This window comes from Bradyrhizobium sp. LA2.1, assembly GCF_040547725.1.
GTDB lineage: Bacteria > Pseudomonadota > Alphaproteobacteria > Rhizobiales > Xanthobacteraceae > Bradyrhizobium > Bradyrhizobium barranii.
On sequence record NZ_JBEPQI010000008.1, the window covers coordinates 312,829 to 333,000 of the forward strand.

Annotated in this window: 31 protein-coding genes and 1 tRNA gene; 10 read left to right on the forward strand and 22 right to left on the reverse strand. The window is 59.7% G+C overall.

All coding sequences use genetic code 11. The features are described from left to right. Positions 1-102 precede the first annotated feature (102 nt). The 3 genes from ABIB95_RS18440 to ABIB95_RS18445 all read left to right on the forward strand — a co-directional run bounded on the left by ABIB95_RS18440 (position 103) and on the right by ABIB95_RS18445 (position 1,553). Positions 103-178: transfer RNA gene (locus tag ABIB95_RS18440), tRNA-Lys, on the forward strand. Between the two features lie 212 nt (positions 179-390). Beyond that, complete coding sequence (locus tag ABIB95_RS47375) at positions 391-747, forward strand: 4-fold beta flower protein (RefSeq protein ID WP_502917842.1); 357 nt, start codon at positions 391-393, stop codon at positions 745-747. A 65-nt stretch (positions 748-812) separates the two neighbouring features. Then, the gene (locus tag ABIB95_RS18445) at positions 813-1,553 is read left to right on the forward strand and encodes a hypothetical protein (RefSeq protein ID WP_354241039.1); all 741 of its coding nucleotides are present in this window, start codon (positions 813-815) and stop codon (positions 1,551-1,553) included. 32 nt (positions 1,554-1,585) lie between these two features. Here ABIB95_RS18445 and ABIB95_RS18450 read toward each other — a convergent pair whose 3' ends face one another. From ABIB95_RS18450 to ABIB95_RS18475, 6 genes are all read right to left on the reverse strand, one after another. Continuing rightward, positions 1,586-2,845, reverse strand: coding sequence for a DNA-packaging protein (locus tag ABIB95_RS18450; protein ID WP_354241041.1), 1,260 nt, complete (start codon positions 2,843-2,845; stop codon positions 1,586-1,588). After that, the gene (locus tag ABIB95_RS18455; RefSeq protein ID WP_354241043.1) at positions 2,842-3,480 is read right to left on the reverse strand and encodes a hypothetical protein; all 639 of its coding nucleotides are present in this window, start codon (positions 3,478-3,480) and stop codon (positions 2,842-2,844) included. The genes ABIB95_RS18450 and ABIB95_RS18455 overlap by 4 nt, the downstream gene beginning before the upstream one ends. A 485-nt stretch (positions 3,481-3,965) precedes the next feature. Beyond that, the gene (locus ABIB95_RS18460; RefSeq protein ID WP_354241045.1) at positions 3,966-5,036 is read right to left on the reverse strand and encodes an AAA family ATPase; all 1,071 of its coding nucleotides are present in this window, start codon (positions 5,034-5,036) and stop codon (positions 3,966-3,968) included. Beyond that, positions 5,036-5,668, reverse strand: coding sequence for a hypothetical protein (locus ABIB95_RS18465; protein ID WP_354241047.1), 633 nt, complete (start codon positions 5,666-5,668; stop codon positions 5,036-5,038). Before ABIB95_RS18465 ends, ABIB95_RS18460 begins: the two co-directional genes overlap by 1 nt. A 137-nt stretch (positions 5,669-5,805) precedes the next feature. Then, the gene (locus tag ABIB95_RS18470; RefSeq protein ID WP_354241049.1) at positions 5,806-6,360 is read right to left on the reverse strand and encodes a hypothetical protein; all 555 of its coding nucleotides are present in this window, start codon (positions 6,358-6,360) and stop codon (positions 5,806-5,808) included. 75 nt (positions 6,361-6,435) lie between these two features. Beyond that, the gene (locus ABIB95_RS18475) at positions 6,436-6,741 is read right to left on the reverse strand and encodes a helix-turn-helix domain-containing protein (protein WP_354241051.1); all 306 of its coding nucleotides are present in this window, start codon (positions 6,739-6,741) and stop codon (positions 6,436-6,438) included. 64 nt (positions 6,742-6,805) lie between these two features. Between ABIB95_RS18475 and ABIB95_RS18480 the strand changes: the two genes are divergently transcribed. Beyond that, positions 6,806-7,219 (forward strand): hypothetical protein, encoded by a 414-nt coding sequence (locus ABIB95_RS18480; protein ID WP_354241053.1) that lies wholly within the window; start codon positions 6,806-6,808, stop codon positions 7,217-7,219. Here ABIB95_RS18480 and ABIB95_RS18485 read toward each other — a convergent pair. Continuing rightward, on the reverse strand, positions 7,216-7,596 hold the full coding sequence (locus ABIB95_RS18485) for a hypothetical protein (RefSeq protein ID WP_354241055.1): 381 nt from the start codon (positions 7,594-7,596) through the stop codon (positions 7,216-7,218). The two genes, ABIB95_RS18480 and ABIB95_RS18485, sit on opposite strands and share 4 nt — an antisense overlap. 174 nt (positions 7,597-7,770) lie before the next feature. On the opposite strand from ABIB95_RS18485, the gene ABIB95_RS18490 reads away from it, so the two are divergent. Together ABIB95_RS18490 and ABIB95_RS18495 are read left to right on the forward strand one after the other, a co-directional pair. Further along, complete coding sequence (locus tag ABIB95_RS18490; RefSeq protein WP_354241057.1) at positions 7,771-8,127, forward strand: hypothetical protein; 357 nt, start codon at positions 7,771-7,773, stop codon at positions 8,125-8,127. A gap of 226 nt (positions 8,128-8,353) precedes the next feature. After that, complete coding sequence (locus ABIB95_RS18495) at positions 8,354-8,641, forward strand: hypothetical protein (protein ID WP_354241059.1); 288 nt, start codon at positions 8,354-8,356, stop codon at positions 8,639-8,641. Between the two features lie 4 nt (positions 8,642-8,645). Here the strand turns inward: ABIB95_RS18495 and ABIB95_RS18500 are convergent, their stop codons facing one another. The 12 genes from ABIB95_RS18500 to ABIB95_RS18555 all read right to left on the reverse strand — a co-directional run bounded on the left by ABIB95_RS18500 (position 8,646) and on the right by ABIB95_RS18555 (position 16,051). After that, on the reverse strand, positions 8,646-8,849 hold the full coding sequence (locus ABIB95_RS18500) for a cold-shock protein (RefSeq protein ID WP_354241061.1): 204 nt from the start codon (positions 8,847-8,849) through the stop codon (positions 8,646-8,648). A 106-nt stretch (positions 8,850-8,955) separates the two neighbouring features. Continuing rightward, positions 8,956-10,572: a carbohydrate-binding protein gene (locus ABIB95_RS18505; RefSeq protein WP_354241063.1), complete on the reverse strand. Its 1,617-nt coding sequence runs from the start codon at positions 10,570-10,572 to the stop codon at positions 8,956-8,958. Between the two features lie 160 nt (positions 10,573-10,732). Further along, positions 10,733-11,617, reverse strand: a complete 885-nt coding sequence (locus ABIB95_RS18510; RefSeq protein WP_354241065.1) for a hypothetical protein — start codon at positions 11,615-11,617, stop codon at positions 10,733-10,735. Between the two features lies 1 nt (position 11,618). Continuing rightward, positions 11,619-12,287: a hypothetical protein gene (locus ABIB95_RS18515; protein ID WP_354241067.1), complete on the reverse strand. Its 669-nt coding sequence runs from the start codon at positions 12,285-12,287 to the stop codon at positions 11,619-11,621. Then, a complete protein-coding gene (locus tag ABIB95_RS18520) occupies positions 12,284-12,499 on the reverse strand; it encodes a hypothetical protein (RefSeq protein ID WP_354241069.1) in 216 nt (71 codons plus the stop codon). The genes ABIB95_RS18515 and ABIB95_RS18520 overlap by 4 nt, the downstream gene beginning before the upstream one ends. A gap of 11 nt (positions 12,500-12,510) precedes the next feature. Beyond that, complete coding sequence (locus ABIB95_RS18525; RefSeq protein ID WP_354241071.1) at positions 12,511-12,711, reverse strand: cold-shock protein; 201 nt, start codon at positions 12,709-12,711, stop codon at positions 12,511-12,513. Then, on the reverse strand, positions 12,708-13,010 hold the full coding sequence (locus ABIB95_RS18530) for a hypothetical protein (protein ID WP_354241073.1): 303 nt from the start codon (positions 13,008-13,010) through the stop codon (positions 12,708-12,710). Before ABIB95_RS18530 ends, ABIB95_RS18525 begins: the two co-directional genes overlap by 4 nt. A gap of 12 nt (positions 13,011-13,022) precedes the next feature. Further along, entirely contained in the window at positions 13,023-13,190 is a 168-nt protein-coding gene (locus tag ABIB95_RS18535; protein ID WP_354241075.1) for a hypothetical protein, read from the reverse strand. An 18-nt stretch (positions 13,191-13,208) separates the two neighbouring features. After that, positions 13,209-13,901 (reverse strand): hypothetical protein, encoded by a 693-nt coding sequence (locus ABIB95_RS18540; protein WP_354241077.1) that lies wholly within the window; start codon positions 13,899-13,901, stop codon positions 13,209-13,211. Positions 13,902-13,952: 51 nt separating this feature from the next. Continuing rightward, entirely contained in the window at positions 13,953-14,156 is a 204-nt protein-coding gene (locus tag ABIB95_RS18545; RefSeq protein WP_354241079.1) for a helix-turn-helix transcriptional regulator, read from the reverse strand. 60 nt (positions 14,157-14,216) lie between these two features. Further along, positions 14,217-14,777 (reverse strand): hypothetical protein, encoded by a 561-nt coding sequence (locus ABIB95_RS18550; protein WP_354241081.1) that lies wholly within the window; start codon positions 14,775-14,777, stop codon positions 14,217-14,219. Beyond that, positions 14,777-16,051, reverse strand: coding sequence for a tyrosine-type recombinase/integrase (locus ABIB95_RS18555; RefSeq protein ID WP_354241083.1), 1,275 nt, complete (start codon positions 16,049-16,051; stop codon positions 14,777-14,779). Before ABIB95_RS18555 ends, ABIB95_RS18550 begins: the two co-directional genes overlap by 1 nt. Before the next feature lie 267 nt (positions 16,052-16,318). Between ABIB95_RS18555 and ABIB95_RS18560 the strand changes: the two genes are divergently transcribed. Then, positions 16,319-16,597 (forward strand): hypothetical protein, encoded by a 279-nt coding sequence (locus ABIB95_RS18560; RefSeq protein WP_354241085.1) that lies wholly within the window; start codon positions 16,319-16,321, stop codon positions 16,595-16,597. Between the two features lie 14 nt (positions 16,598-16,611). Here the strand turns inward: ABIB95_RS18560 and ABIB95_RS18565 are convergent, their stop codons facing one another. After that, positions 16,612-16,848, reverse strand: coding sequence for a hypothetical protein (locus ABIB95_RS18565; RefSeq protein ID WP_085404758.1), 237 nt, complete (start codon positions 16,846-16,848; stop codon positions 16,612-16,614). 435 nt (positions 16,849-17,283) lie between these two features. Between ABIB95_RS18565 and ABIB95_RS18570 the strand changes: the two genes are divergently transcribed. Together ABIB95_RS18570 and ABIB95_RS18575 are read left to right on the forward strand one after the other, a co-directional pair. Then, positions 17,284-17,556, forward strand: a complete 273-nt coding sequence (locus ABIB95_RS18570) for a hypothetical protein (protein ID WP_063983199.1) — start codon at positions 17,284-17,286, stop codon at positions 17,554-17,556. A gap of 188 nt (positions 17,557-17,744) precedes the next feature. Then, positions 17,745-18,032, forward strand: a complete 288-nt coding sequence (locus tag ABIB95_RS18575) for a hypothetical protein (protein WP_354241087.1) — start codon at positions 17,745-17,747, stop codon at positions 18,030-18,032. Positions 18,033-18,398: 366 nt separating this feature from the next. On the opposite strand, the gene ABIB95_RS18580 is transcribed toward ABIB95_RS18575, so the two are convergent. Together ABIB95_RS18580 and ABIB95_RS18585 are read right to left on the reverse strand one after the other, a co-directional pair. Continuing rightward, complete coding sequence (locus ABIB95_RS18580) at positions 18,399-18,668, reverse strand: hypothetical protein (RefSeq protein WP_354241089.1); 270 nt, start codon at positions 18,666-18,668, stop codon at positions 18,399-18,401. 382 nt (positions 18,669-19,050) lie between these two features. After that, on the reverse strand, positions 19,051-19,719 hold the full coding sequence (locus ABIB95_RS18585; RefSeq protein ID WP_354241091.1) for a hypothetical protein: 669 nt from the start codon (positions 19,717-19,719) through the stop codon (positions 19,051-19,053). 271 nt (positions 19,720-19,990) lie between these two features. On the opposite strand from ABIB95_RS18585, the gene ABIB95_RS18590 reads away from it, so the two are divergent. After that, positions 19,991-20,161, forward strand: a complete 171-nt coding sequence (locus ABIB95_RS18590; protein ID WP_167541702.1) for a hypothetical protein — start codon at positions 19,991-19,993, stop codon at positions 20,159-20,161. Positions 20,162-20,172: the final 11 nt, after the last annotated feature.

The window sequence follows — 20,172 nt, forward strand, 5'->3', positions numbered from 1 at the left end:
GCCGGTTTTTCCCCGCGACGCCAGTTGAGGCAGCGGCAAGACATGCTTCTCGAATGTCCGAAGACGATGGCGATCGATCTTGAAAGCCATCAGCGGCCATGGGAGCGCGTAGCTCAGCCGGTAGAGCACGTGACTTTTAATCACGGGGTCCTGGGTTCGAGCCCCAGCGCGCTCACCAACAATATCAATAGGTTAGCTGGCATTTTTTGCCTCAAATCCCAAAGTGTTTCCTGCCTTGGGCCACATCCGGGGCCACTTTCGTTCGAGTTGTGAATAATGCGGATAGCCGCATGATGCGCGTTCACGTGCATACGGGGCATGCCACCATCGCTCGTTGATTCGTCGATCGGAGCGCTAGAAGCACTCCTCGAAGAGGAAGGACGGAACTTGATGGCACAGGATTTCTACGATCGCGCCGGTCGTGCAACGCACTACGTCGATAACAACGGGACATTTTACACTTGGAGCGGTCAGCCAATCGGCTTCCTGAATGGAGAAGAACTCTATGCAACATCCGGTCGCCATGTTGGCCGGATATCGTCGGGCTGGATTAGAGACCACAACGGCCACGGTGTTGCATTTTCTCAAAACGCCTCTGGCGGGCCGCTACCTCCAATGCGGTCACTCCCATCTCTAAAATCGCTACCGTCTTTGCCTCCCATGAGGGGGCTTCCTTCGTTGCCTCCACTGCCCGCCCTGCCGTCGCTGAGCTGGAGTAGCTACAGCGTTGACGATCTGTTCGGTTAGTCGATTGCGACGTTCTATATCGACTAACCGTAATCCCTCGATAGATCGAATTGAGAGTTCGACAGATGATGATTTTCGATTTCATAACTCAAGACGAAATGGACGACCTTCCGGACGATGATCCACAAGAAGCGTTTACACAATTCGTTGAGATTACGCGGCGGCGCCTCGCGGAATATTTAACTACTCTAAGCGAGGACGAAAACGATTGGCACAAGCGGACCGAAGCGCAACACGGGTTTATGAACGTTGTTGTCGCGGCGGCGAAACGATTTGAGATTCAACCGCTGGCGGCCTTATCCGTGCCCCGCGCAACTAAGTTTGATTCCGATGTATATAGAGAATTTCGATCAGATCTCGATCACTACCTGACGCAGATTCTTTTGAACAACAGCGCGCGGGCAAAGCGCGACTCAGTGCTGCTATCTCCCGAATTCAAATCGACCATTCGCGTCTATGTTTTTAATCTGCGCGAACTCGTCGAAAACAACAAAGATATGGACGACGGCAAGCGTCGTGACTTGCTGAAGCATTTGACCGATTTCGAATCTGCTCTTGAGAAGAAGCGCCTCAACCTTCTGGCCGTTACAGTCTTGGCGGTAACTTTATTGGGTACGCCGGGAGCGCTAGGATCATCAGTAGACGTCGCTGGCAAGCTAATATCCAACATCATTCGCGCCGTTGGCGAGGCGAGAGTTCACGAGGATGCAACGCGTCGCCTGCCGTCGACTGCGCCACCACTTGCGATCACCGGTCCAAGGCCCTCGGAAACCGGGTCAACTATGGACGACGACATTCCGTTCTAACGTAAGACCTCAAAATCTGGCGTGCAGAAACCCTAAATCCGCAGCTCCGTCCGAATGACCGTGTGCACCGGCTCGCTCAGCTCGGTGAGTGCCCATACCAGCGCGTCGACCCGATCCGGCGAGTATCCAACGCGCGCGCGATCGAAATCGCTCGTGAACGCGCACATCTGGTCTTCGAGCACATCGAAGCCGCCGACGTGATGAACCTTGCGCTGCTCGTAAAGCGCGGCGATCGGTTCGGCGCGCACCACCTTGCCGCGGCTCGCATGCACCGCCTTGAAGCTGACGCGCGAGTCGAGCGCGCGGATCGTCGCCTCGACCATCGCGCCGCCGTTGTTCACTTCGGCCAGGATCCGGTCAGCCTTGTGGCGGCGGTAAGCGGCGATGGCCACTGCGGCCCACTCGTGTGGCGCGTAGCGGCCCGAACAATCTTCGAGCACGTAGACCGTGCCATCGCGCGCCACGCCGGCGACGATGATGCCGGTTTCGTCGGATCCTTCGTTGTTCGAAACAGCCGGATCGATTGCCACGACGATGCGGCGCAGTTCCGGTGCCGCCGACACGCGGTCGCGATCTAGCCAGTCCAATTGCCAGAGGGCGCCGGGATTGTCCGATAGCAGCTCGGCGTTTAGCTCCTGGCGACCAAGGCGCGTCCCTTCGTAGCGCTGGCGCACGGCCGCCAGGAACGTCGGAGCAAGGTTGGCTTCGTTCTCGAAGGTCGACCCGCGCGTCACCACGACGTCCCTGCCCTGACGCGCCAACAGTTCCTTGAGGAGCTTGATCGGTCTCGGAGTCGTCGTCACGAGCCAGCGCGGGCGCTTCCCGAGGCGAAGGCCAAATTGCAGCATGTCCCAAGTGCCTTGGACGTCCGTCCACGCCGCCAGCTCGTCGGCCCATGCGGCGTCGTGCTCCGGACCGCGCAGCCGGTCGGCTTCCTCACTGGAAAAGGTGGTTGCGACTGCACCGTTCGGCCAGGTCAAGCGCCGCTTGCTCGACTCGTAGATCGGCCTGTTCCGCGGCGCTGCGGTGTTGAGCAGTCCCGAGACGCCCTCGACCAGCGTATCGCGCGCGTCGGCAGCGGTGGCCGCGACTAGGGCGATGCGGCCGGCCTGGCGGGTCTCGACCAGATCGTGCACCCACCCTGCCCCGGCGCGCGTCTTTCCGAACCCGCGGCCGGCTAGGATCATCCACCCGTTCCAACCGCCGGGCGGCGGCAGTTGGCTTGGCCTGGCCTTGGCGCGCCACCCACCGTCCTCAAGGGCGTCGGCGAGTGCGGCGGCAATGCTGGTCATGGCGTGGGCTCCGGGAGCGGTATGGGGCACGGCGGCAGCGCGATGGCATCAATCACCATGGGTGCCCTGCCCGGTCGCAGCCCGTCGGTGGTCGTCTCCGCATCGAGTTCATGCAGGGCAGCCACTACGGCCGCGCGCGCCGCTCCATGGGGCGCCAGGGCTCGGAGGATGGCCGCTTGTACCTTAGCGAACTGCGGGCTGTTCACGATCGCCACGTTGTTCTGAATGTTGATGGTGCCTTGCGCGATCGTGGCAATCTCACCGGTCACTTTGCCGATCTTTTCCAGTACGCCGACGAGCTGCCCCGCTACGATTGCCGCGCCGCGGGCGTCGCCTGCCTCGGTGGTCGCGGCTAGCTGGGACATGAGCATGGTGCGCACCGCCCGGAAGTGGTCGAGCACCGAAGCGCCCTCGTCGGCCGCCTTCGCAGCCAGGTCGGCGAGCTGCGCCGGCCCGACCAAATAGGACGCCTTCATTTCGGCGCTGACGTGGTTGTGCCAGTGGCGGCCGATCGCATCTTTCGACAGTCTGAACTTCGTGGCCAGGCTATCGAGCGAGGCGCCGCCTGCACGCAACAGTTCAATCCGCCAACGCTCGTCATGAGCGCAGACGGTGCATTTAGGTCCCGTTTTCATCTGCAAATTTCCGACGCGAATTGCGCCATGTGGCCCCATAGTGGCCCCGCAAAGTGAATTCCAACTTAACGCAGGAAATTGTAAGCGAATGCAAGCCGTTGCAATTCAGACCCCGTGATTAAATATCGTGAGCGCGAATGAAAGCGGTTGAAACGAAGTGCGACAAGGCCGAAAGATCGGTGCGAATTGAAGATGACTTTGACCAATCCGAACGAGCAAGGCGGCGCGATTCGATGCGAAAGAGCGCGCGAATTCACGAGCGGCTTCGAACCGCCGAAAACCGAACGTCCACTCGTTTGCCAATCCAATTTTGATGTCATTTGTCCATCTCATTTTGATCACTGCTTCACTGCTTCACCCTTAGGGTAGGAGTGAAGCGAAGCACCTGATGATGGGGCGAAAACGCCCCCCATCGTATCGGGCCGCTTCAACTAGCGCTTCAGTGTGAAGCAGTTTGATTCATAATGCTTTTTGCCAATGGCGCTTCACTGCTGCTTCACTTGCGTGGGCACTGGACAGGGTGGCGGCGGAAATGGCGGGTGCTTCAGGGGTGAAGCAGTCGATTCCATGGCGTTCAGAGCCCTTTCCCCGGCGCCGGTCAGCAGCCATCCGTTCCGCTCCGCTTTGATGAGCTTTTGCGTTTCGAGCTTCTTGCCGAGCCGGTAGACGCGGCTTTCGCTGCACGCCATCACCTTGGCCACTTCGCGATAACCTTTGCGCGGGTGCTTATCGATCGTCCGAAGCAGAACGTCCTCGTCCCGCTCGCTGGCCACGTCCCTGGCGGCCAGGGCAGCCCCGTCCAGCGCTCTTGCGATCACAGTGGGCAACGATCTGCCCCGGCTGTCCCGAAGCAGCGGGTGAAGCACGCTTGCCAACTCGAAGTGCATCGGAGCGAACTCGGGTCCACGGAATTTCCCCTGAACCGCGATCGCCACCAGGGTTTCGTCCTTGCGCACGCCGACGTTGCCATCGACTTCATTTAGGAACGCGCCGCCACCCTTCGGGATCAGATCATCGTCACCGGCGCGCTTGGTTGGGTGGCACAGCACGAACACCGCCGGCCCGCCGGGCAACTCCGTAAGGGAGCGTAGTAGCCGGGCATAGTCGCCCATCTGGACATTGTTGTTGTCGTCGTCACCCTCGAAGAACGCCGCGCAGGTGTCGACGAATACAGCGGTCAACTCCAATTTGCTGTTGGTGACTTCCTTCTTGATCTCTTCGACCTTCTGCGACAAGGGCACGACGCCGTCGATGAAATGCACGTCGGCCGCCGCCGGATCGATTCCCATTTGCTGCGTCAAACCGAGCCAACGCATTTGCACGTCCGTGGGGTTTTCGCCGGCCAGGTACAGCACAGTTCCCTTTGTGACCTCCCGGCCGGCGAGCGGCCTGCCGACGATCATGTGCGCCATGAGCAAAAGCCCGACTGCGGTCTTTCCGCTGCCGGTCTTTCCGGTGATGGAGTAGCAGAAGCGACGCTGGAATATCCCGTCGACGACATAGTCTGGCGGAACGAACCCCCGGACGAAATCCCCCGACGATTTGATCAAAGGCATCAGTGCTTCCTGCGGTATGGGTTGAACGCCTTGGCGCGGTAGGGATTGCCGCCGCCCGTCTTGCGATAAGGGTTTCTGCCGGGAAGGGCCGGCGCCTCTCGATCCGTCTTGGCGCGGAGCGCTTCTAGCTTTGCGACGAAGTAGAGCGTGTTCTGCTCGGCGATCCGGTACAGGCTTTTCATTTCAGGATTGCAGTACATCAGCCAGGTCAGTTCGTTGCGCTCCTCGGGCGTCCACTCGTCCGCCGTCTGCCAACCATTTTCCCAGGCATGGCGAAGCCGGACTATCGCCGCAATCAGTTCCGTGCGCCGGTTCGTCCTGTCCTGAAGTGTCGCGTTGATGTCGCCGTCTGCCGCGTCGAGGAAGGCACGCGCGGTGTCCATGTGATGCGCGGCGTACACCTCGTCTCGTTCGTTGAGATCGTCCAATCGCTGTTGCAATTCAGCCGACGGATTCCAGCCAACCCGGTGCTGATCGCGCAGGTATTCCATGCGGCGCCGGATCTCAGTTAGAGCGTCGATCCAGAGGCAATATCCGACATGAAGGCGGTCGGCGATTTCATCGGTGAGCGGCACCCAATTTGCCGTATCGCCGACTGAGGTCTCGTGGATCGTTGGTAGATTCAGACTCATCGTGGACTCCTTTGATGGAGCCCCGAACCAAGTTCTGATTGCAAAAATCGCGAAACGTGATAGGTAAAAGCTGCCAAGCAATTTACGAACACGTCCGCGGCTCCGCGATCATCAACTTTGATCCGGGGCCGTTTCGTTTAGGCTGGTGCTGGCACGATCGATCTCATGGCTTGGCCAACAGCTTCCAGCGCGAACAGGTCAAGTTCGGCAATTTGGTTCAGGCACGGACCACCGAAGTCTCCGTCGTCGTTGCGGAATACGACAAACGACATGGGCCCATTCTGACGTTGTAAATTTACGAAGATGCGTCCGCCGTGGTCCAGAAACCTGACAGTGGCGCGCGGATAGTCATCACCCTTCCACTCCGCATAAGTGCCGTCGCGCATGTCGGCAATCAGTGCTTCGAGCGCCTCGCCAAATGTTTCAGCTCGCGCGAACGTAAAATGGGCGATGTCCTCGGCCAATCGGGAAGAAAACGCCCCACTTGTCAGGCGGATTGCCGCCCTGGCGGTTCTTACAACATCCAATGGATTTGGTGCTCTGCGTCCCGTCGAGGGCGTAGCGCACAACGCGATAAGAAGATTGGCGATTTCGGCGGCAGTCGGCTCAATCGCACCGGGCCCCTGTTTGCCGCGCCGAAAGAGCGTTTCGTCCTCGCGTAGACGCTGGATGTAGGTGGTGATCGTCGGCACCGGAATTCCCAAGAGCCGGCTCAGAATGTCAACGTATACAGTTGTGGTCGCCATGACGGCCACAATATATGAATATCATTTTTTGTCAAGGTGGCCCCGAATTCCCACGCCTTGGGCGTTCGCCGGCAAGAACGTGATGCCCGCGCTTTCAAGTGCGCGCTGGACCTTTTCGATCGCCTCGTCGCGCGCAGCCGATCGCCATTGCAGAGTCGAATCGATTCGCGGCTCGCCGTCGACCTTTTCGATCTCTTGGACAGTTGAAATTCCGACGCCGGCCGCTTTAGCCAGGTCGGCAATCGTCCATTTCAGAAAAGCTCTTGCCGCTCGAATTTGAGCACCGGTAATCGGCATCTGTTCCTCACTGACAATGTTGATTTTCAACACAACGACACGCGCGAACCATAGTCAATAAAAATCGTTGACTATAGTTTCGCGAATCTCTACGTTGGTCGACATCGAGAACCCAAGGATGTTCAACATGATTAATCTTTCCCGCAGCACGCACATCTACACTCTTCCGGGTGCTTTCTTTTCCAACGGCGGCGCCTTTATGGAATTCATCTTTGAGCGTCGCCAATACGAGGCGGCCGTGCAGACGTTCGCCAAAGAGGCAAGCCCGGCTGGCATCAGCGAATCCCTTGCGGCGGCCCGCCGGTACGGTTTCCACATGACCAGGGTAGAAGCCCGCGAGGCCGCGGTCGACGGACTGCGCCAGAGCCTTTCGGCGCTCGGCTACAGTGAAGGCGACATCGGATGGCACGCGGCCCGCCGCGGTCGCCGCGATCGGCACTACTATTTCATGGACCAGCGCACCGTTGCTGCGCGTTGGGACGAACTCAGGAAGCGCAGGACGCATTAGGGCTTGTTGCGAGGCGGCCGGGCTTTAGCTCGTGCCGCCTCTTTGCCTTTTGCCCTCAACTCGGTGCGGGCCTGCTCAAGTGCCGCTTTCGAAAGGTCGTTCAGTTTGCTGATCGCGGCGGCTTGCGCCTCTGCGGCAGTGCGGCGCCCCTTCCGCGCTTCGTATTTGCGTTCCCAGGCTTCTTCGGCGGCAAGAATCTTATCGAGCGGGTTCGCCTGCTGCTCAGAAAGATCTGTGAACGCGGCGTCGAGCTGCAGCCGGTCCCATATCAGCCGTGAGAAAACCCGTTTCGGCCGGGGCATCCAGCCGAGCTGTACCATGCGGTCAAAAGTGGTGTTGCTGATGCCGACGTAGCGGGCCGATTCATCGCGACTCATTCCCCTCGGAGGGTAGGCAATCTGATCTGGCCAAAGGGTCATGGTCGGCGAATAGCACGGGCGCGGCTTATTTCATGTTGACTATCGACATAACCCATTATTTCCACAAAGTTTTTCTGTTGCGCTCGTCCTACGGTTGCGCTTGTATGTTGGAGGTTGAGGGAAGAATTTACAATGAAGCTTTTTTGGACGGCAGCAGCCGCGTTGATCCTCTTGAACTGCTCTGGATTCGCGGCGTCCACTCAAGACGATGCGAAACGCGCGATCCTGGCGAGCAAATCTCGGATGTTCAAAGATCCAGATTCAATTCGGGATGCTGCGATCGGCACCGTTGCGCCGTGCCCTAGCGGCAACGGCGAGTGTGTGTGCTTGGAAGCTAACGGTCGCAATTCCCAAGGCGGCATGACCGGCCTCCAAACGCTTGGAATTCGAATCAACGGATCATCAGCCGAAGCCTTTGGCGAGATGGCGGACACGTCTAAGTGCGGGAAGATGGCGCCTTTCCCGGCATTAAACGGCCGCGGTCGTTGATCCAGCTAAAGGCTCGATTGCGCACGCAAATTATTCGGAGGAGCATTTGAGCGTTAAGGCTATGTTGGCAGCACTTCTTAAAGACGAACTCACAACCCGTGGCGTCGCGAATTTAAAGCCATCCGACTATGACGAGATAGTTGAACGCATGATCAAGCAGCTTACCGAGTTGGAGCTTAAATTGTCCGCTCGGCAAGTAGCTGAGAAGCCTGAAACCTAACTGACCATGCCGCCAAACAAACGTTACCTGCCGAACGTAACGGACCTTACACTCGTCAAAAACGAGATGGTGAAAGGGCAACGGATCATCGTGACCGCCGCGGCCGGTCCGCGAATGGCCGGCCGACATGGCATCGTTCTCGGATCTGGCGGAACGCGGCACCGCCTTCGTGTTCTGCTTGACGGTTCGAAGGGTGAGTTAACTCTACACGCCCGGTTCGTCGATGTGCTCAACCAGAACAAGCCCGATCAGCCCGCCGTCGAACAGCAGGCGAATGCTGCCGAGAAACGATAGGCTATCAACCTATCCGTAGATTTTCCGCCGAATCTTTTCCGCGATTGTTCACGACGTCGAAGCTGACTTTGGCGCCCTCTGCGAGCGAGGTGAAACCAGCTTTCTCAACCGCCGAGATGTGAACAAAGACGTCCTTGCTGCCGTTGTCAGGTTGAATGAACCCGTACCCCTTCGTCGGGTTGAACCACTTCACTGTCCCCATAGCCACTTTGAATTCTCCATTCTTCAAAAACAAAAGGTAGTGCTCGAATTTCGACAAAAGAAAGGCTTGTCGCGACGCGCGGGCCGCAGACCGCTGCGCGTACAGTTTTTGCCTAGCTCGAACAGAATTCGGTGATGATGACGAGCCCAGGCGAGCCGTTGCCTCCGGTGGCAGAACTCGAACTGTTCGCAACACCGGCCCCGGCGCCGCCCGCGCCAAAGCCGGTCGCGGTTTCACCGTTTACGGCGCTTGCGCCACCGGATGTATTCGACTGTCCACGACCGCCGCCACCATAAGGACTGCTGCCCCCGGGGCCGCCGCTTACCCAAATACTGTAAGCGCTATTGCCGATTGCTCCTGGCCCTCCGGGTGCTCCGGTACTTGTGACATCGCCGGTCCCAGCAACACCCCCCAATCCGCCAGGTGGCGCGGCGTTCCCGCCCACTGCTCCACTACCACCCTTTCCGATGCAAAGAGTGCCGACGGAAGTGTCGCCGCCAGCGCCACCCGCCCCGGTAGAGCCCGAACCGGCGGCGCCTATGGCAACTGTCTGCGAAGCGCCGATCGTTGCCGCACTGGCGAACTTGATTGATCGGCTTCCCGCGCCGCCGCCATCGGCCGTGGAGTTCGATGTACCTCCACGGCCGCTCAACCCACCGCCACCGCCACCACCGCCCACGCATTCAATGATCGCGTAGAGCAGATTGGCGGACGGGGTATATGTTCCGCTTGCCGTGAAGGTCTGCTTCTTTACTGCACCGGCCGCGCCAAGGTTGTTTCGCGACGTCGCCTTGTTCGCCAGGTCCGACAAGTTATTCGCGCTCGACAGATCGCCCGCGCCGGGCTCGCCGACGACATTGAAATTCCAAGCCGTGCCAGTCCCGCTGCCGCTGATTTTGTCACTGGTGATCGTCAGTGTCGTGCCGCTATAAGTCGCGACACCTTCCAACCATCCCGTCGCGCCAGCGGTCGCAGTCGCGCGTACCCGCGCGCCGTTGGTATAGGCAAGACCGGCCTGCGTGGTGAATGCCTTCGAGCCCGTGCCGATCGCGAGCGACGTCGTCGATGTGCCGCCGTACGTGGGTGCGTTCGTGCCAGCCGCGCCGGTAGCGCCAGTCGCACCTGTGTCACCCTTCGATGCCAGCAATTGCCAGTAGGTGGCGTTCGGCGGCGTGTGGTTGGTGTGGTCGAGGATACAAACGTAGCTCGACCCGCTCAGCGTCACGACGTCGCCGGCTGCATAAGCCGTTGCGCCGCTCCACGCGCCCTTAAGCTGGAACGCCTTGTAAATGCCGAGGAAGGACCAGACGCCAGCAACCTTTGCCCACGTCTTGCCGGTCGTCGGCTGGAAAGCATATTGCCCGTCGTCACCGAGGGACGGATCCGGAGTGGTCTGGTTGATGTCCACAAAAACGAAGAAGCCGCTCGTGTTCCACGCCGATACCGCCTTCGCCACGTCGGCCGCGTAGGTCTCGCCGACGATGCGCTGTTGCGACACTTTCCAAACGACATAGGAAGCACCGCTGAGCGTCGAACCCGGCCAGGGCGTAATGGTCAAGTGCGTATCATCGACAACGTCGGTGATAATCGCCTCGAAGTGTCCCGCCTGAAAACGATCACCCGGCTTGACGTTGCCGGTGTTCAGCCAAAGAGTGCTCGTGCCGGTGACGGTCGTTCCGTCCGCGGAAACAGCAATGGTGCCGGTGGAATAACTGGAAAGAGCGGTCATTTGGATTTCTTTTCCTCGATGCGCTTTAGTGCTTCTTCAATTCGGAGCCACACGCCGTCGACCTTTCGCCAACATCGGCCAGTCGAGGGTTGGAAGGCGATCCAGCCGCGTGCATCCGGCGGCGGCTCAGTCATGTCCGGTGGAAGGCTTCCTAGATTGATCATCTCAACACTCGCTTCTTTTTCGCATCGGTCACGGTCGCCACGATCTTCCCCGGCAATTCCGCTTTGAGCTGCGCGATCTGATTTTCCACGCGAGCCAAGCCGGCTTGGTCGGCGCCGGTGGCATCGATATTGATGGAAACAGGCGCGCTGATCGTGTCGCCGCCCGCCGCGAACCCCATACGACGCACGCCGCCGTTGCTGTCCAGCGTGCCGCCGTCAGCGAAGCCGGGCAGGAATGGCTTGGAAACGTGGTTCGGGATGATCGTTGCGCCACCTTTGTGGACGTTGATCAGTTCGGGGCCGCGTTCGCCAACCACACCCCAGCCGCCACGCAGCGTTCCGCCATTGGCGAACATGGGAAACGACAGGCCGCCCGTACCGGCGCCGAGATCGCCCGGCGCTGACATGGTGGGCGTACCGCCGCCGAGACCGAACAATGACGCGAGCCCGCCTGTTGAGCCACCGAAGGCAGACGCGAACAGCTTTTCCGCCGCCATGGACATCAGCTTGTCACTGATCTTTCCAAGGGCATCGAGACCAGACGACTTGAACGCGTCCCATGCGCTCGCTCCCTGGCGAATTTGCTGTCCGAACGTGGTGAAGAACCCGCGGTTGACGCTCATACCCTCGACGGCCAGCGAGTCTAGCTGTTTCCGCGCGTTGCCGGCGTCGTTCATTGCCTGCTGAAATTGGGGAAGCAGCGAGCCGGCAACCTTCGCTTGGTCGCTCAACTCCTCCATATTTTTGCTGGCGTAGTTCAGCGCCGCGGCGAATTCCTCCGCATTTTTGGGCGAGATTAATCCTTGTTCCTGCCAGGCGCGCAGTTGGTCGCCGGCCGCCTTGGTGGCGTCACGCATGCGAAAAATGCCGATTTGCGCCATCTCAATGCTCTCCGGTCGACATTCGCTGTCCGGTCAGATCGTCCGGCCAGTGGTGAAATATTCGCCGATCGATCCCATCCGGCCTCACCACGGTCAGCTCAGCGAAGCCGCCGACGCGCGAAAAGCCGTCATCAGCCGGGACACGACGCTGTAGTTTGATCAGCTCGCAGAGTCCGCGAACGATGTTCTCCGGGGTGTCATCTGGATCCGGCTTGACGAAGCTGGCTGCCGAGATCAGTTCGTCAGATGGCCAGGGGCCAAATAGCGTTGGTCCAACAGGGAGGCACAAGTACGGTTGCAAACCTATGCCGCTGCTGTCGTGCTCGCCTGGCGTCCGGACGAAAAACACCATCGGCTTACCGTAAAACCAACCGGCCAAATTGAGTTCGAAAGGCCGGTCTAGTTTGAATTCCTCGACGATCAGAGGAAGTTCACGGTAGCAAATGCCGATCAGATCGTCGAAGCTTGAGGCGCGCCGAGTCAATTCACGGGCGGCCGTGTCCAAGCCGAACGAATTGCCGCGCCCAGTGATCACGGCTGGCCATTCGGGAACGGCGCGGACCTTTGATTTGATCGCACCAACGACGCCGGAATCGTCATAGCTCGCCGCGTCCGTAGCGATAAAGATGCAATTGTGCTTTTTCGACGCGACGAGATTGTTGGCGGTCATTTCCGGATGGTCTCCAACGCCATATCGAGCTTGCGGCCGATCTCGCCGGCGACGTCGAAGACGGCTTCCAGGCACGGCGGCGCCGGGCTTTCCTTCACTTCGCGGAGCCGGTCGAATGCGCTGTCGCGGAGCGTGCGAAGCGCATCGTCATTGGCGCCGCTGCGAATGCCATTCAGCAACGCAGCTTCGAAGTCGAGGACGATCTTTTTCAATGCGTCGCACATCAAGCGAGCCTCACGTTCGTGGCCATCGGCTTGCCGGTGCGCTCGTTGATGCCGATGTCAAAGGCCACATGAGTGCCGACATCGAGCCTCGTCGTGCCGCGCGGCAGAGCTGAAATATGACAAAAAATTTCATGACCATCGACGCGGAGGAATCCGAACCCGCGTTCGTTCCAGTTTTTTACTTCGCCGATCTTGGTCATGACACCGACACCTGCACGTAGCCGGCCGTCGCGCTGACCTTGACAATGACCCGTGCGAGCACCGGTCCCAGCGACGCAACGCCGTTGGCGGGAACGGCGATCTGCTGTACGCCTGCACCTGGGTATCCCATCGCATCGACGGCAATTTCGCCCGCGCTGTCGCTCGCTGACGACCGGACTGTGATTTTTCGTCGACCGATACCGCCGTCGAGTTCAATCCAGATGGGATCGCCGAATTTGACAATCGATGGAATGCTTGCCGGGGGCGATGAGGACGTTCCAGCTTCGAAGTATTGCATTGGTGCCGCTCCTTAAGACTGTGTTTGTCCCAGCGCGCGAGCGAGATCGGCCGGCAGCGGCTTCTTCGCGGGCGCGCTCTGGCGCGGGTCCGGCGTCGGTGTGATCTGCACGTCAACGACGGGTCGAAGCGCTTCGGTGATCTGGCGGGCGGCGGAATCGGCGTTGAGGTTCTTGACCATTGGGTTGGCTCCTGTGGGTTACGCTTCGGTGATCAGGCGTTCGACCTCGGCTGCGATGTGCCGCCGGTCGACGACGCGCTCGTCCAAAAAGAGTTTGAGCGCCGTCTTATTCGGTAGTTCGCCGAGTTCGCCGAAGGTGTTGGCCATGGCTACGGTGGCGTTCACGAGCAGGTTCACCGCGTCGCGCTCGGCGTCCAGTGTCGCAGTCATGCCCGGATGCGCCAGTTCGATCGCATGCGTGCGCGCCACGTCGACCGTCTGCGCATCCGCGCCGATCAGTTCGGGCGCTTCAAGTATCGTGGTCAGGAAAAGCGGCGACATGGTCGGAATGAGAGCGCGCAATTCCTGGGGCGTCTTGCCGGCGAGCTGGTCACGGACGCGATTGCGAAGAATGGCGCCGGCCGCGTCGGTTTTGTCGATCTCCGGAAGCTGCACCGCGGCGCGCTTTTCTTCGATCCTCTCAGCGAGGCGGCGGGCGACCATGTTGGCTTTGATCACTTCCCAAGCGCGGGAGCCGATGACATCGCGCGCTTTCTTTGTCTTGCCGGCTGGGCTGAGATCGGCGCTCTCGCGGACCGCGACGACAGACGCCTTGGTCACGTCGTCCAAGGTGCGATGCAATTCGATCGCGCCTACCAGTGCTTTGCGGATCGCTGCGTTAGAGATCGTCGCGGCGGCCTGCTCCATGTGACGATAATAGGGTTGGTTCATTTTTGGTGGTGTCCTGTGCTGAAAGTCTGCGTCTATGTTGATTGTCAACACTCACGCGGCGATGGGCTGGCGACGCGCGGCAATGCGCGCGGCGATCCATTCGTCAATTTCGGATTCGATCCAGGCAACACGCTGTGGTGACAAGACCACGCGCCGCGGAAACTGGCCCGCACGTTCCCAGCGCCAAAGCGTGACCTTGCTGGCGCCGACGCCGCGCTTAACGATGTCCGGATAACTCAGGAGGGTCTGCGACATGGTGGCTCCGAAATTCGATGGAGACCACCGTGCACCACTGCCTGACGTGTTTGGAGGGAGCTAACCCACCCACGTTTCGAGGTTTAATCCCTCTGAACGCAATTTTAAGACTTTGTTAATGTGCGCCGAAAGGTCGGCGACGTCGTGTTGGTCATTGGCTCGGCGAAAGATTTCGCGGGCGAATTCCATGAAGCGCGTTTCTTTAGACCGCGGCGGAGGATTGCCGTTCTCTCGTTCGTACCAAGCAGCAATTCGAGCCATGGCCACTGTGCGGCTCGCATCTTCGGGCCTTCCCCCTTTTGTGGCCGCCCCTGGCCGATCTGCGAGATTGATCAGGCGATCGAGATCAGATTCGAAACGCCGCATGAATTCACGTCGCTCGTCGTCGGGGCCACCAGCGTCCGACGCTTCGCCCCATTTAGGAGCGCCGAGCGATTGTTCGAGCGCCAGGAAGCCTTCCCGGAGCGCGGAACGAAGATTGTAAGCCGCACTGTAGATATTGGCCACAGATTCATTTTGTTCTCGGGCGGGGATCATCCGCGGCGTTTGCAGGGCTGCGCCAACCTTGCTGATTAAGATTCGCACATCGGCACGGTCGTAAATTTCATCCGCCTGCGACATCAGCCGACCGCTTCCACGTGCATCGGCACGACGTTGTCGGCCGGCGGATTGAGGATCATGTCGAGCATGGACGCCAGCGCCTCGAACGCCTTCCGCTTTTCGTCCAAATATTCGTATCGGTCATAGGTTTCGCGCACGCCGCCGATGACGTGCCCCATGCAGCGCTCGGCGTGGTCGGCGTCGACCTTGGCGCGGCTCATGAGGCTACGCCCGGTGCGCCGCAGGTCGTGAAGCTGCCACTGCTTCATAGGCGCCCTGCCCTCCGCCTTCCGAATCTTGGCAATGATCCGGTCCAATTCCTTCTTGGCCTTGCTGAAGCCGCTGAAAGGTTTTGCGCCGTGCGTGGTCGAGAAGACGAACCACGAATTTGCGTTGCACCCGGTGGGCTTATCGCCGATCAACTCGCGGATAGCCGACGTGATCGGAATGACGTGGTCCAGCTTGTTCTTGTATCGTGCCCCGGGGATCGTCCACAGGTCGCTTTCCAGCTCGTCGGTGTGCATCCGGGCGGACTCATTTCGACGGGTCATGGCCAGTAACAGCGACCTCACATAGGACGGGTAGCAGGCCGGCTGTTCGATTTGGTCGAGCGCGGTCCAGACGTCCCGGATTTCGTCGTCTGCCAGGGTACGCTTGCGGGCGCGCTCCTTCGGTTTCGTTTTGGCCATGCCGCGGACGATCGGCGACTTGAAATCGTCGTCTTGGATCATTTGCCAATTGAAGGCCTTGCGAACGTGCGCCAGCACGCGGTCAGCCATCACCGGACCACTATCGGCCTTGATCTCGTTGAGCATGGTGGTGATATCGCTGCGCTTCAGGTCGTAGATGGACCTGTCGCCAATGCGCGGGCGGACATGGTTAGTAAAGGCCGCCTTGACTTGATCGCCGCTACGAAGCCCCTCGACGTGGTCTTTCTGGAAGGCGTCCAGCACGGCATTGACCGTCGTGGCGCCCTTCCTGATCTGCAACCGACGCTGTTCCTCCTCCACGTCAGCCGGGTCTTTGTCCTTCTCAATCAGCTTCAGCCAGGCCCGCGCCTTATCCCGGGCATCGGCGAGTTCCATTTTACCAACCTTCCCGATCTCACGGCGACTGGCGTTTGCCTCACCAGGGTACCGCGTTCGAAGAACGAACGTTTTCATCCCTTTGTCCGTCACTCGAACGCCGAACCCCGGCACGAGAGAATCAGCGACCCATAGGCGCCCTACCCCAGGTGCCTTGAGCTTGCCGATCATGGTGGCGGTAAGCTCTTTGCGGTGTTTCTTGGCAGGCATTCGGGCCACTCCGGGGCCACTAGAATCTGAAATAGCGCGAGCCCCCATGAAATCCATTGATAAGGCAAATTCGCACAAAACGCAATAGTATCAGGTATTTATGAAACGCAGTGAAAGAGGATGAAAGCCAGTGAAATCCGGAAAACCATAACTTTTAATCACGGGGTCCTGGGTTCGAGCCCCAGCGCGCTCACCAAGCCGAAACAATAACTTAAGCGAAATCACAAGCCGACCGAAAAAGCCGTGTGAGGGCACTGTGTTGGCAAATTGATTGCCGATCAGAGCGTCGAGGATGGCAGCGCGGCAATTGCTCGCGATCGCCATGAGGCCGGCGCGCTCAAGCGGCAGCACGTCCTCCCCGTCCGCCAGATCCGGGCAGATGCACTCCATGCGCGCGAAAGAGCCCCACTAGGGCCGGCGCAACACCCCAAGCAGGTCGGCGACATCGATCACATCAAGGTCTTCGCGACGGTGGGCGCCGCGGAACGATGGTTTGAGGAGAACGACCCGGAGGGCGTCGCCTTCGAATACGATGTGATCGAGTGATGTGGAGCGGATAATCAGCGCCACATCGTTGGTGGGTTCAAGGCCTCGCGACCCGCTGCTTTCAACGCGTCGGTCGAGAACTGTCCATGTGCCGCGGCATCGAGCAGCTTCGAAGCAACGTACGCTCTGGCGCCCGTCTCGCTTACAGGAATATTTTCGCAAACTTCATCGAGCACCGCCCTGAGCAGCGCAGTCATTTCAGCATCAAACACGCCGAACTCCCGAAATTGAGAGGATACTGAACGCTGCACAAGCGGAGTATATTCGCTTGGCAGCGTTCGCCGCGTATTCCGGTCTGGGCTCTGAAATCCCAGCGCCTTCCAAATTGGCACCTGTCTGTCAAAGTAATGTGACAGCTTCCTTGGCCACATCAACAGGAGTTTGCAGGGCCTGCCAAGGCCCGCCAGCGTGAACCGGCAGCCTGAAACCTTCCCAGGTTTCGTACGTAAAATCTCTATCCGAGGTTTTTGTTAGTTCCCATCTCGGGGCTGGAAATGAACACCGCCGCCGGGACAATGTATTAGAGCCCGGCGGCGTATTTGTTGGTGCCTGAACCGGCGCGCGCCTCGAGCGGCGGCTTCCACCTGAATTTGTAGGGCAGATTTTTTTCTAACCTGAGTTAGTTTTTTCTATGCCCAGCGTCGACTACCCCAATTTTTCTGCGCGTAGAGCAAGGGGTCGACCGGGTGGTTCAACAACTGGGACTGGAGGATTGGGCCTGGCAAATCGCCGCCGACGTGTATCGCTTGAATCTGTATAGCCGACTCACCGGACGAGCGGCCCCGGGAGACGCCGTTTCAGACGAACAGCTTGCCAGAGCAATCCGCGAAAGCTTCACTCAAACGAACGACGGCGCCTATCGAGAAATGGTTGAGTTAGCGACCGATGCCGCTTTATCGGCCTACGATCGTGTCGTCTCACGCAATGTCAAACAGGCGCGCGCTCAACTAGCGAACTAGCGGCTCGTCGGCGGATGATGACTAGCCTGCCCCGCAAGAGAACCCCGCCGACCTTGTGAGCCGGCGGGCTTATCTCTACCGCTTCAACCGGCGGCGATGCGTCATCAGCCGTTACCGGACGCCACTCCGATGCATTGATGCCGCAATCGGCGCGATGTTATGCTAGTCGCAGAACCGGGAGTTTCTCGATGCGCAAAATCGCCGCCGCTGTCATGTTTGCCCTGATCGCACAGACCGCATTGGCTCAGGACCATATTCCAATGTACGGCGAGTCCAAGGACAAGACGGAGGCCGAGAAGGCGGACGACATTCGGGCCGAGCGCGCCTATCAACGCTCCCTCGGCAATGTTCCCAACCAGAAGGCAGTCGATCCGTGGGGAACTGCCCGCGGCGACGAAGCGAAGAAGCCGGCCACGCCGGCCAAACCGGTAGTGAAACATTCGTCCAAGGCCAAGAGCGGCAGCCCCCCCAACTAGCGAATTCTAAAGGGGGGCCGCCAGCGTGAACTGGCAGGTCAGCGCTTCGCTGCGTTGCCAGCTAATTCCATCGCGAGATCTAGGGCTGCGATTCCAATTTGGTCGGTCGGACGAGATCTACGGCGCTGGTCCATCCAAGCAATTATCGCTGTAAAGTCACCGCCTCCGACAATCGCCTCCATCATAGAACGAAGGCCGGCGAGGCTGCCATCGAGCATCCAGCCCGTGGCGACGGCAATAGCCGGCCAATTCTTGTGAAGCGCAGAAGCCTGGTGCGTGCGGGAGCCGGCTCCTGAGTCGCGGTGGCTCAAAGGCCACGAGTGTTTGGTCCACGGGTTTGCAACCTTGGGGAAAACGCTCCCTAGGTCAGTCGGACTGCATTTTCCGAATCAACCAGATGTGCGCGCCTTCGCGCGTGATCTTGCCGGGGGTGTGCGTGAGCCAGTTTCTGTCGGTGCTGCTATTGCTGACGACGTTGACGCTGACGGTGTGTTTCGGCGTGGCTGCCTGGCGCCAGTCCGCCGGCAGAGACGTCGATATCACCGCCACCATTTCACATCGGGAAACCGGCTGGAGGTCGGAACGGAGCAACTGAGGACCCTTGCGCTCGCCCTTGCGAGAGAGTTTTGAAGTCACCGTTGGCGCGCGCCAGCTCGATTGCGATGCCCCCCGGGCTTGGTCTCGAAAATGCGTCGGGGCGCAGCAGCCCCTGTTGCGGCCTCTAAGTCGAGCCGCCCCTCACGGATAACGCCTCGGTGAATGAAACCGTTCGCCGCATCACGCGAAGCACTCAGGAAACAATCCGGGTCCAACCTTGCGTCACCCACGAGGGGATCTCAAAATGATTATTCTCAAGGTCTTTGCTGTTGTTCTTGGCGCTGGCATCCTGTTCACGATGTACTCAGGGGACCTGGGCGCCGACGTCGTGCTTGCCATCGTGTCCTGCCTGGCGTGACAAGAAGACCGGCCAGCGTGAGCTTGAGGGCCGGTAGTGTCAGGTGATTTGCCTGACCTGTCTTCAGCTTTCCGGCGCCGACGTCGCAGCCGGCACACTCAGCGGAGCGCCTCCAACCGAAACCGGCCCCACGGATTTCGACTGTCGGACCATCCGCTTCCGCATCGCTGCCGACAGTCCATAGCGCGCGTTCGCTTTTCGGATCGAGGACGTGACGTCCGACATCATTGCATTCTGCAGCGTATCGACCTTCGCGATGAGCGTGGACAGCTGCGAAGATATCTTCCTCACATCCACCCGTTCGTCCGTGATGCTCTGCCGCAGAGACAACAGCACCATTGAATCCTGCTGCAGCAGGGCTGCATTTTGCTGCAAGGCGTGGTTGCTCTCCTGCAGCGAAGCCGTGTGTTGTTGCTGGGCCGACTGAATGTCCTTCAAGGCAGCGACAACCGGATCCGCCTTTGGCGCGGACGCTTCCCGGCGCGGAAGCAGTTCAGCCAGACTGCTGAGATTCGGCGACGAAAGATCAGCCGGCCATGTATAGATCGCCGCCGCACCATTGATGGCCAAGGCACACACCGACAGTGCCAGGACCGATTTCCGGCTGGACCGCTTGGCCGGTGCCGGAGCTTCCGGGGCTGCGGGCTCGAGTGCTGCGACTGCGAGCGCGAGCGCCGCGGGGTCGAGTTGTTCGACGAGGCCTTGCGCCTCGGATGTCGTGGTCATGTCCATTGACCTCAAATGAGCGAGCAAAAGGAAGCCGACGCCGGAACGTCCTCGCGACGGCTCCTCTACGCAGCACCCACCTACAACTGCCTAAAATTGTGGGCATTTTGGATTAATTCCACGTTAGCGACATGGCCGCCTGGCAGGCCCGGCCGCCCCGGCCGATTACGGGGGGCTATGCGACCGAATGAGTCACGCGGCAGCCTGCTTCGATGCACCAAAGCCGAGAGACAAGGCCCCTGAAAGGTGTAAGATTCAGGAGAACCGGAGGAACGGCATGTTTGAAATCAGCGGTTTCGACACGGCAGGCGTCGTCAGCCTCAAGCGGCTGTCACTCGCGGCCGCCCTCAAGAAGGCCCGAGAGCTCGTCGAAGACGGCTGCTGGGACGTTCAGATCGTCGATCCGGCTGGGCAGGTCTACACCTCGTTTGAGGAGCAGGCCGCTTAGTCGTGGCGCTG

Coding starts and splice junctions, on each gene's coding strand:
- ABIB95_RS47375 (WP_502917842.1), top strand. CDS start 391: ATGGCACAGGATTTCTACGATCGCGCCGGTCGTGCAACGCACTACGTC.
- ABIB95_RS18445 (WP_354241039.1), top strand. CDS start 813: ATGATGATTTTCGATTTCATAACTCAAGACGAAATGGACGACCTTCCG.
- ABIB95_RS18450 (WP_354241041.1), bottom strand. CDS start 2,845: ATGACCAGCATTGCCGCCGCACTCGCCGACGCCCTTGAGGACGGTGGG.
- ABIB95_RS18455 (WP_354241043.1), bottom strand. CDS start 3,480: ATGAAAACGGGACCTAAATGCACCGTCTGCGCTCATGACGAGCGTTGG.
- ABIB95_RS18460 (WP_354241045.1), bottom strand. CDS start 5,036: ATGCCTTTGATCAAATCGTCGGGGGATTTCGTCCGGGGGTTCGTTCCG.
- ABIB95_RS18465 (WP_354241047.1), bottom strand. CDS start 5,668: ATGAGTCTGAATCTACCAACGATCCACGAGACCTCAGTCGGCGATACG.
- ABIB95_RS18485 (WP_354241055.1), bottom strand. CDS start 7,596: ATGAGTCGCGATGAATCGGCCCGCTACGTCGGCATCAGCAACACCACT.
- ABIB95_RS18490 (WP_354241057.1), top strand. CDS start 7,771: ATGAAGCTTTTTTGGACGGCAGCAGCCGCGTTGATCCTCTTGAACTGC.
- ABIB95_RS18495 (WP_354241059.1), top strand. CDS start 8,354: ATGCCGCCAAACAAACGTTACCTGCCGAACGTAACGGACCTTACACTC.
- ABIB95_RS18505 (WP_354241063.1), bottom strand. CDS start 10,572: ATGACCGCTCTTTCCAGTTATTCCACCGGCACCATTGCTGTTTCCGCG.
- ABIB95_RS18510 (WP_354241065.1), bottom strand. CDS start 11,617: ATGGCGCAAATCGGCATTTTTCGCATGCGTGACGCCACCAAGGCGGCC.
- ABIB95_RS18515 (WP_354241067.1), bottom strand. CDS start 12,287: ATGACCGCCAACAATCTCGTCGCGTCGAAAAAGCACAATTGCATCTTT.
- ABIB95_RS18525 (WP_354241071.1), bottom strand. CDS start 12,711: ATGACCAAGATCGGCGAAGTAAAAAACTGGAACGAACGCGGGTTCGGA.
- ABIB95_RS18530 (WP_354241073.1), bottom strand. CDS start 13,010: ATGCAATACTTCGAAGCTGGAACGTCCTCATCGCCCCCGGCAAGCATT.
- ABIB95_RS18535 (WP_354241075.1), bottom strand. CDS start 13,190: ATGGTCAAGAACCTCAACGCCGATTCCGCCGCCCGCCAGATCACCGAA.
- ABIB95_RS18540 (WP_354241077.1), bottom strand. CDS start 13,901: ATGAACCAACCCTATTATCGTCACATGGAGCAGGCCGCCGCGACGATC.
- ABIB95_RS18545 (WP_354241079.1), bottom strand. CDS start 14,156: ATGTCGCAGACCCTCCTGAGTTATCCGGACATCGTTAAGCGCGGCGTC.
- ABIB95_RS18550 (WP_354241081.1), bottom strand. CDS start 14,777: ATGTCGCAGGCGGATGAAATTTACGACCGTGCCGATGTGCGAATCTTA.
- ABIB95_RS18555 (WP_354241083.1), bottom strand. CDS start 16,051: ATGCCTGCCAAGAAACACCGCAAAGAGCTTACCGCCACCATGATCGGC.
- ABIB95_RS18575 (WP_354241087.1), top strand. CDS start 17,745: ATGCGCAAAATCGCCGCCGCTGTCATGTTTGCCCTGATCGCACAGACC.
- ABIB95_RS18585 (WP_354241091.1), bottom strand. CDS start 19,719: ATGGACATGACCACGACATCCGAGGCGCAAGGCCTCGTCGAACAACTC.
- ABIB95_RS18590 (WP_167541702.1), top strand. CDS start 19,991: ATGTTTGAAATCAGCGGTTTCGACACGGCAGGCGTCGTCAGCCTCAAG.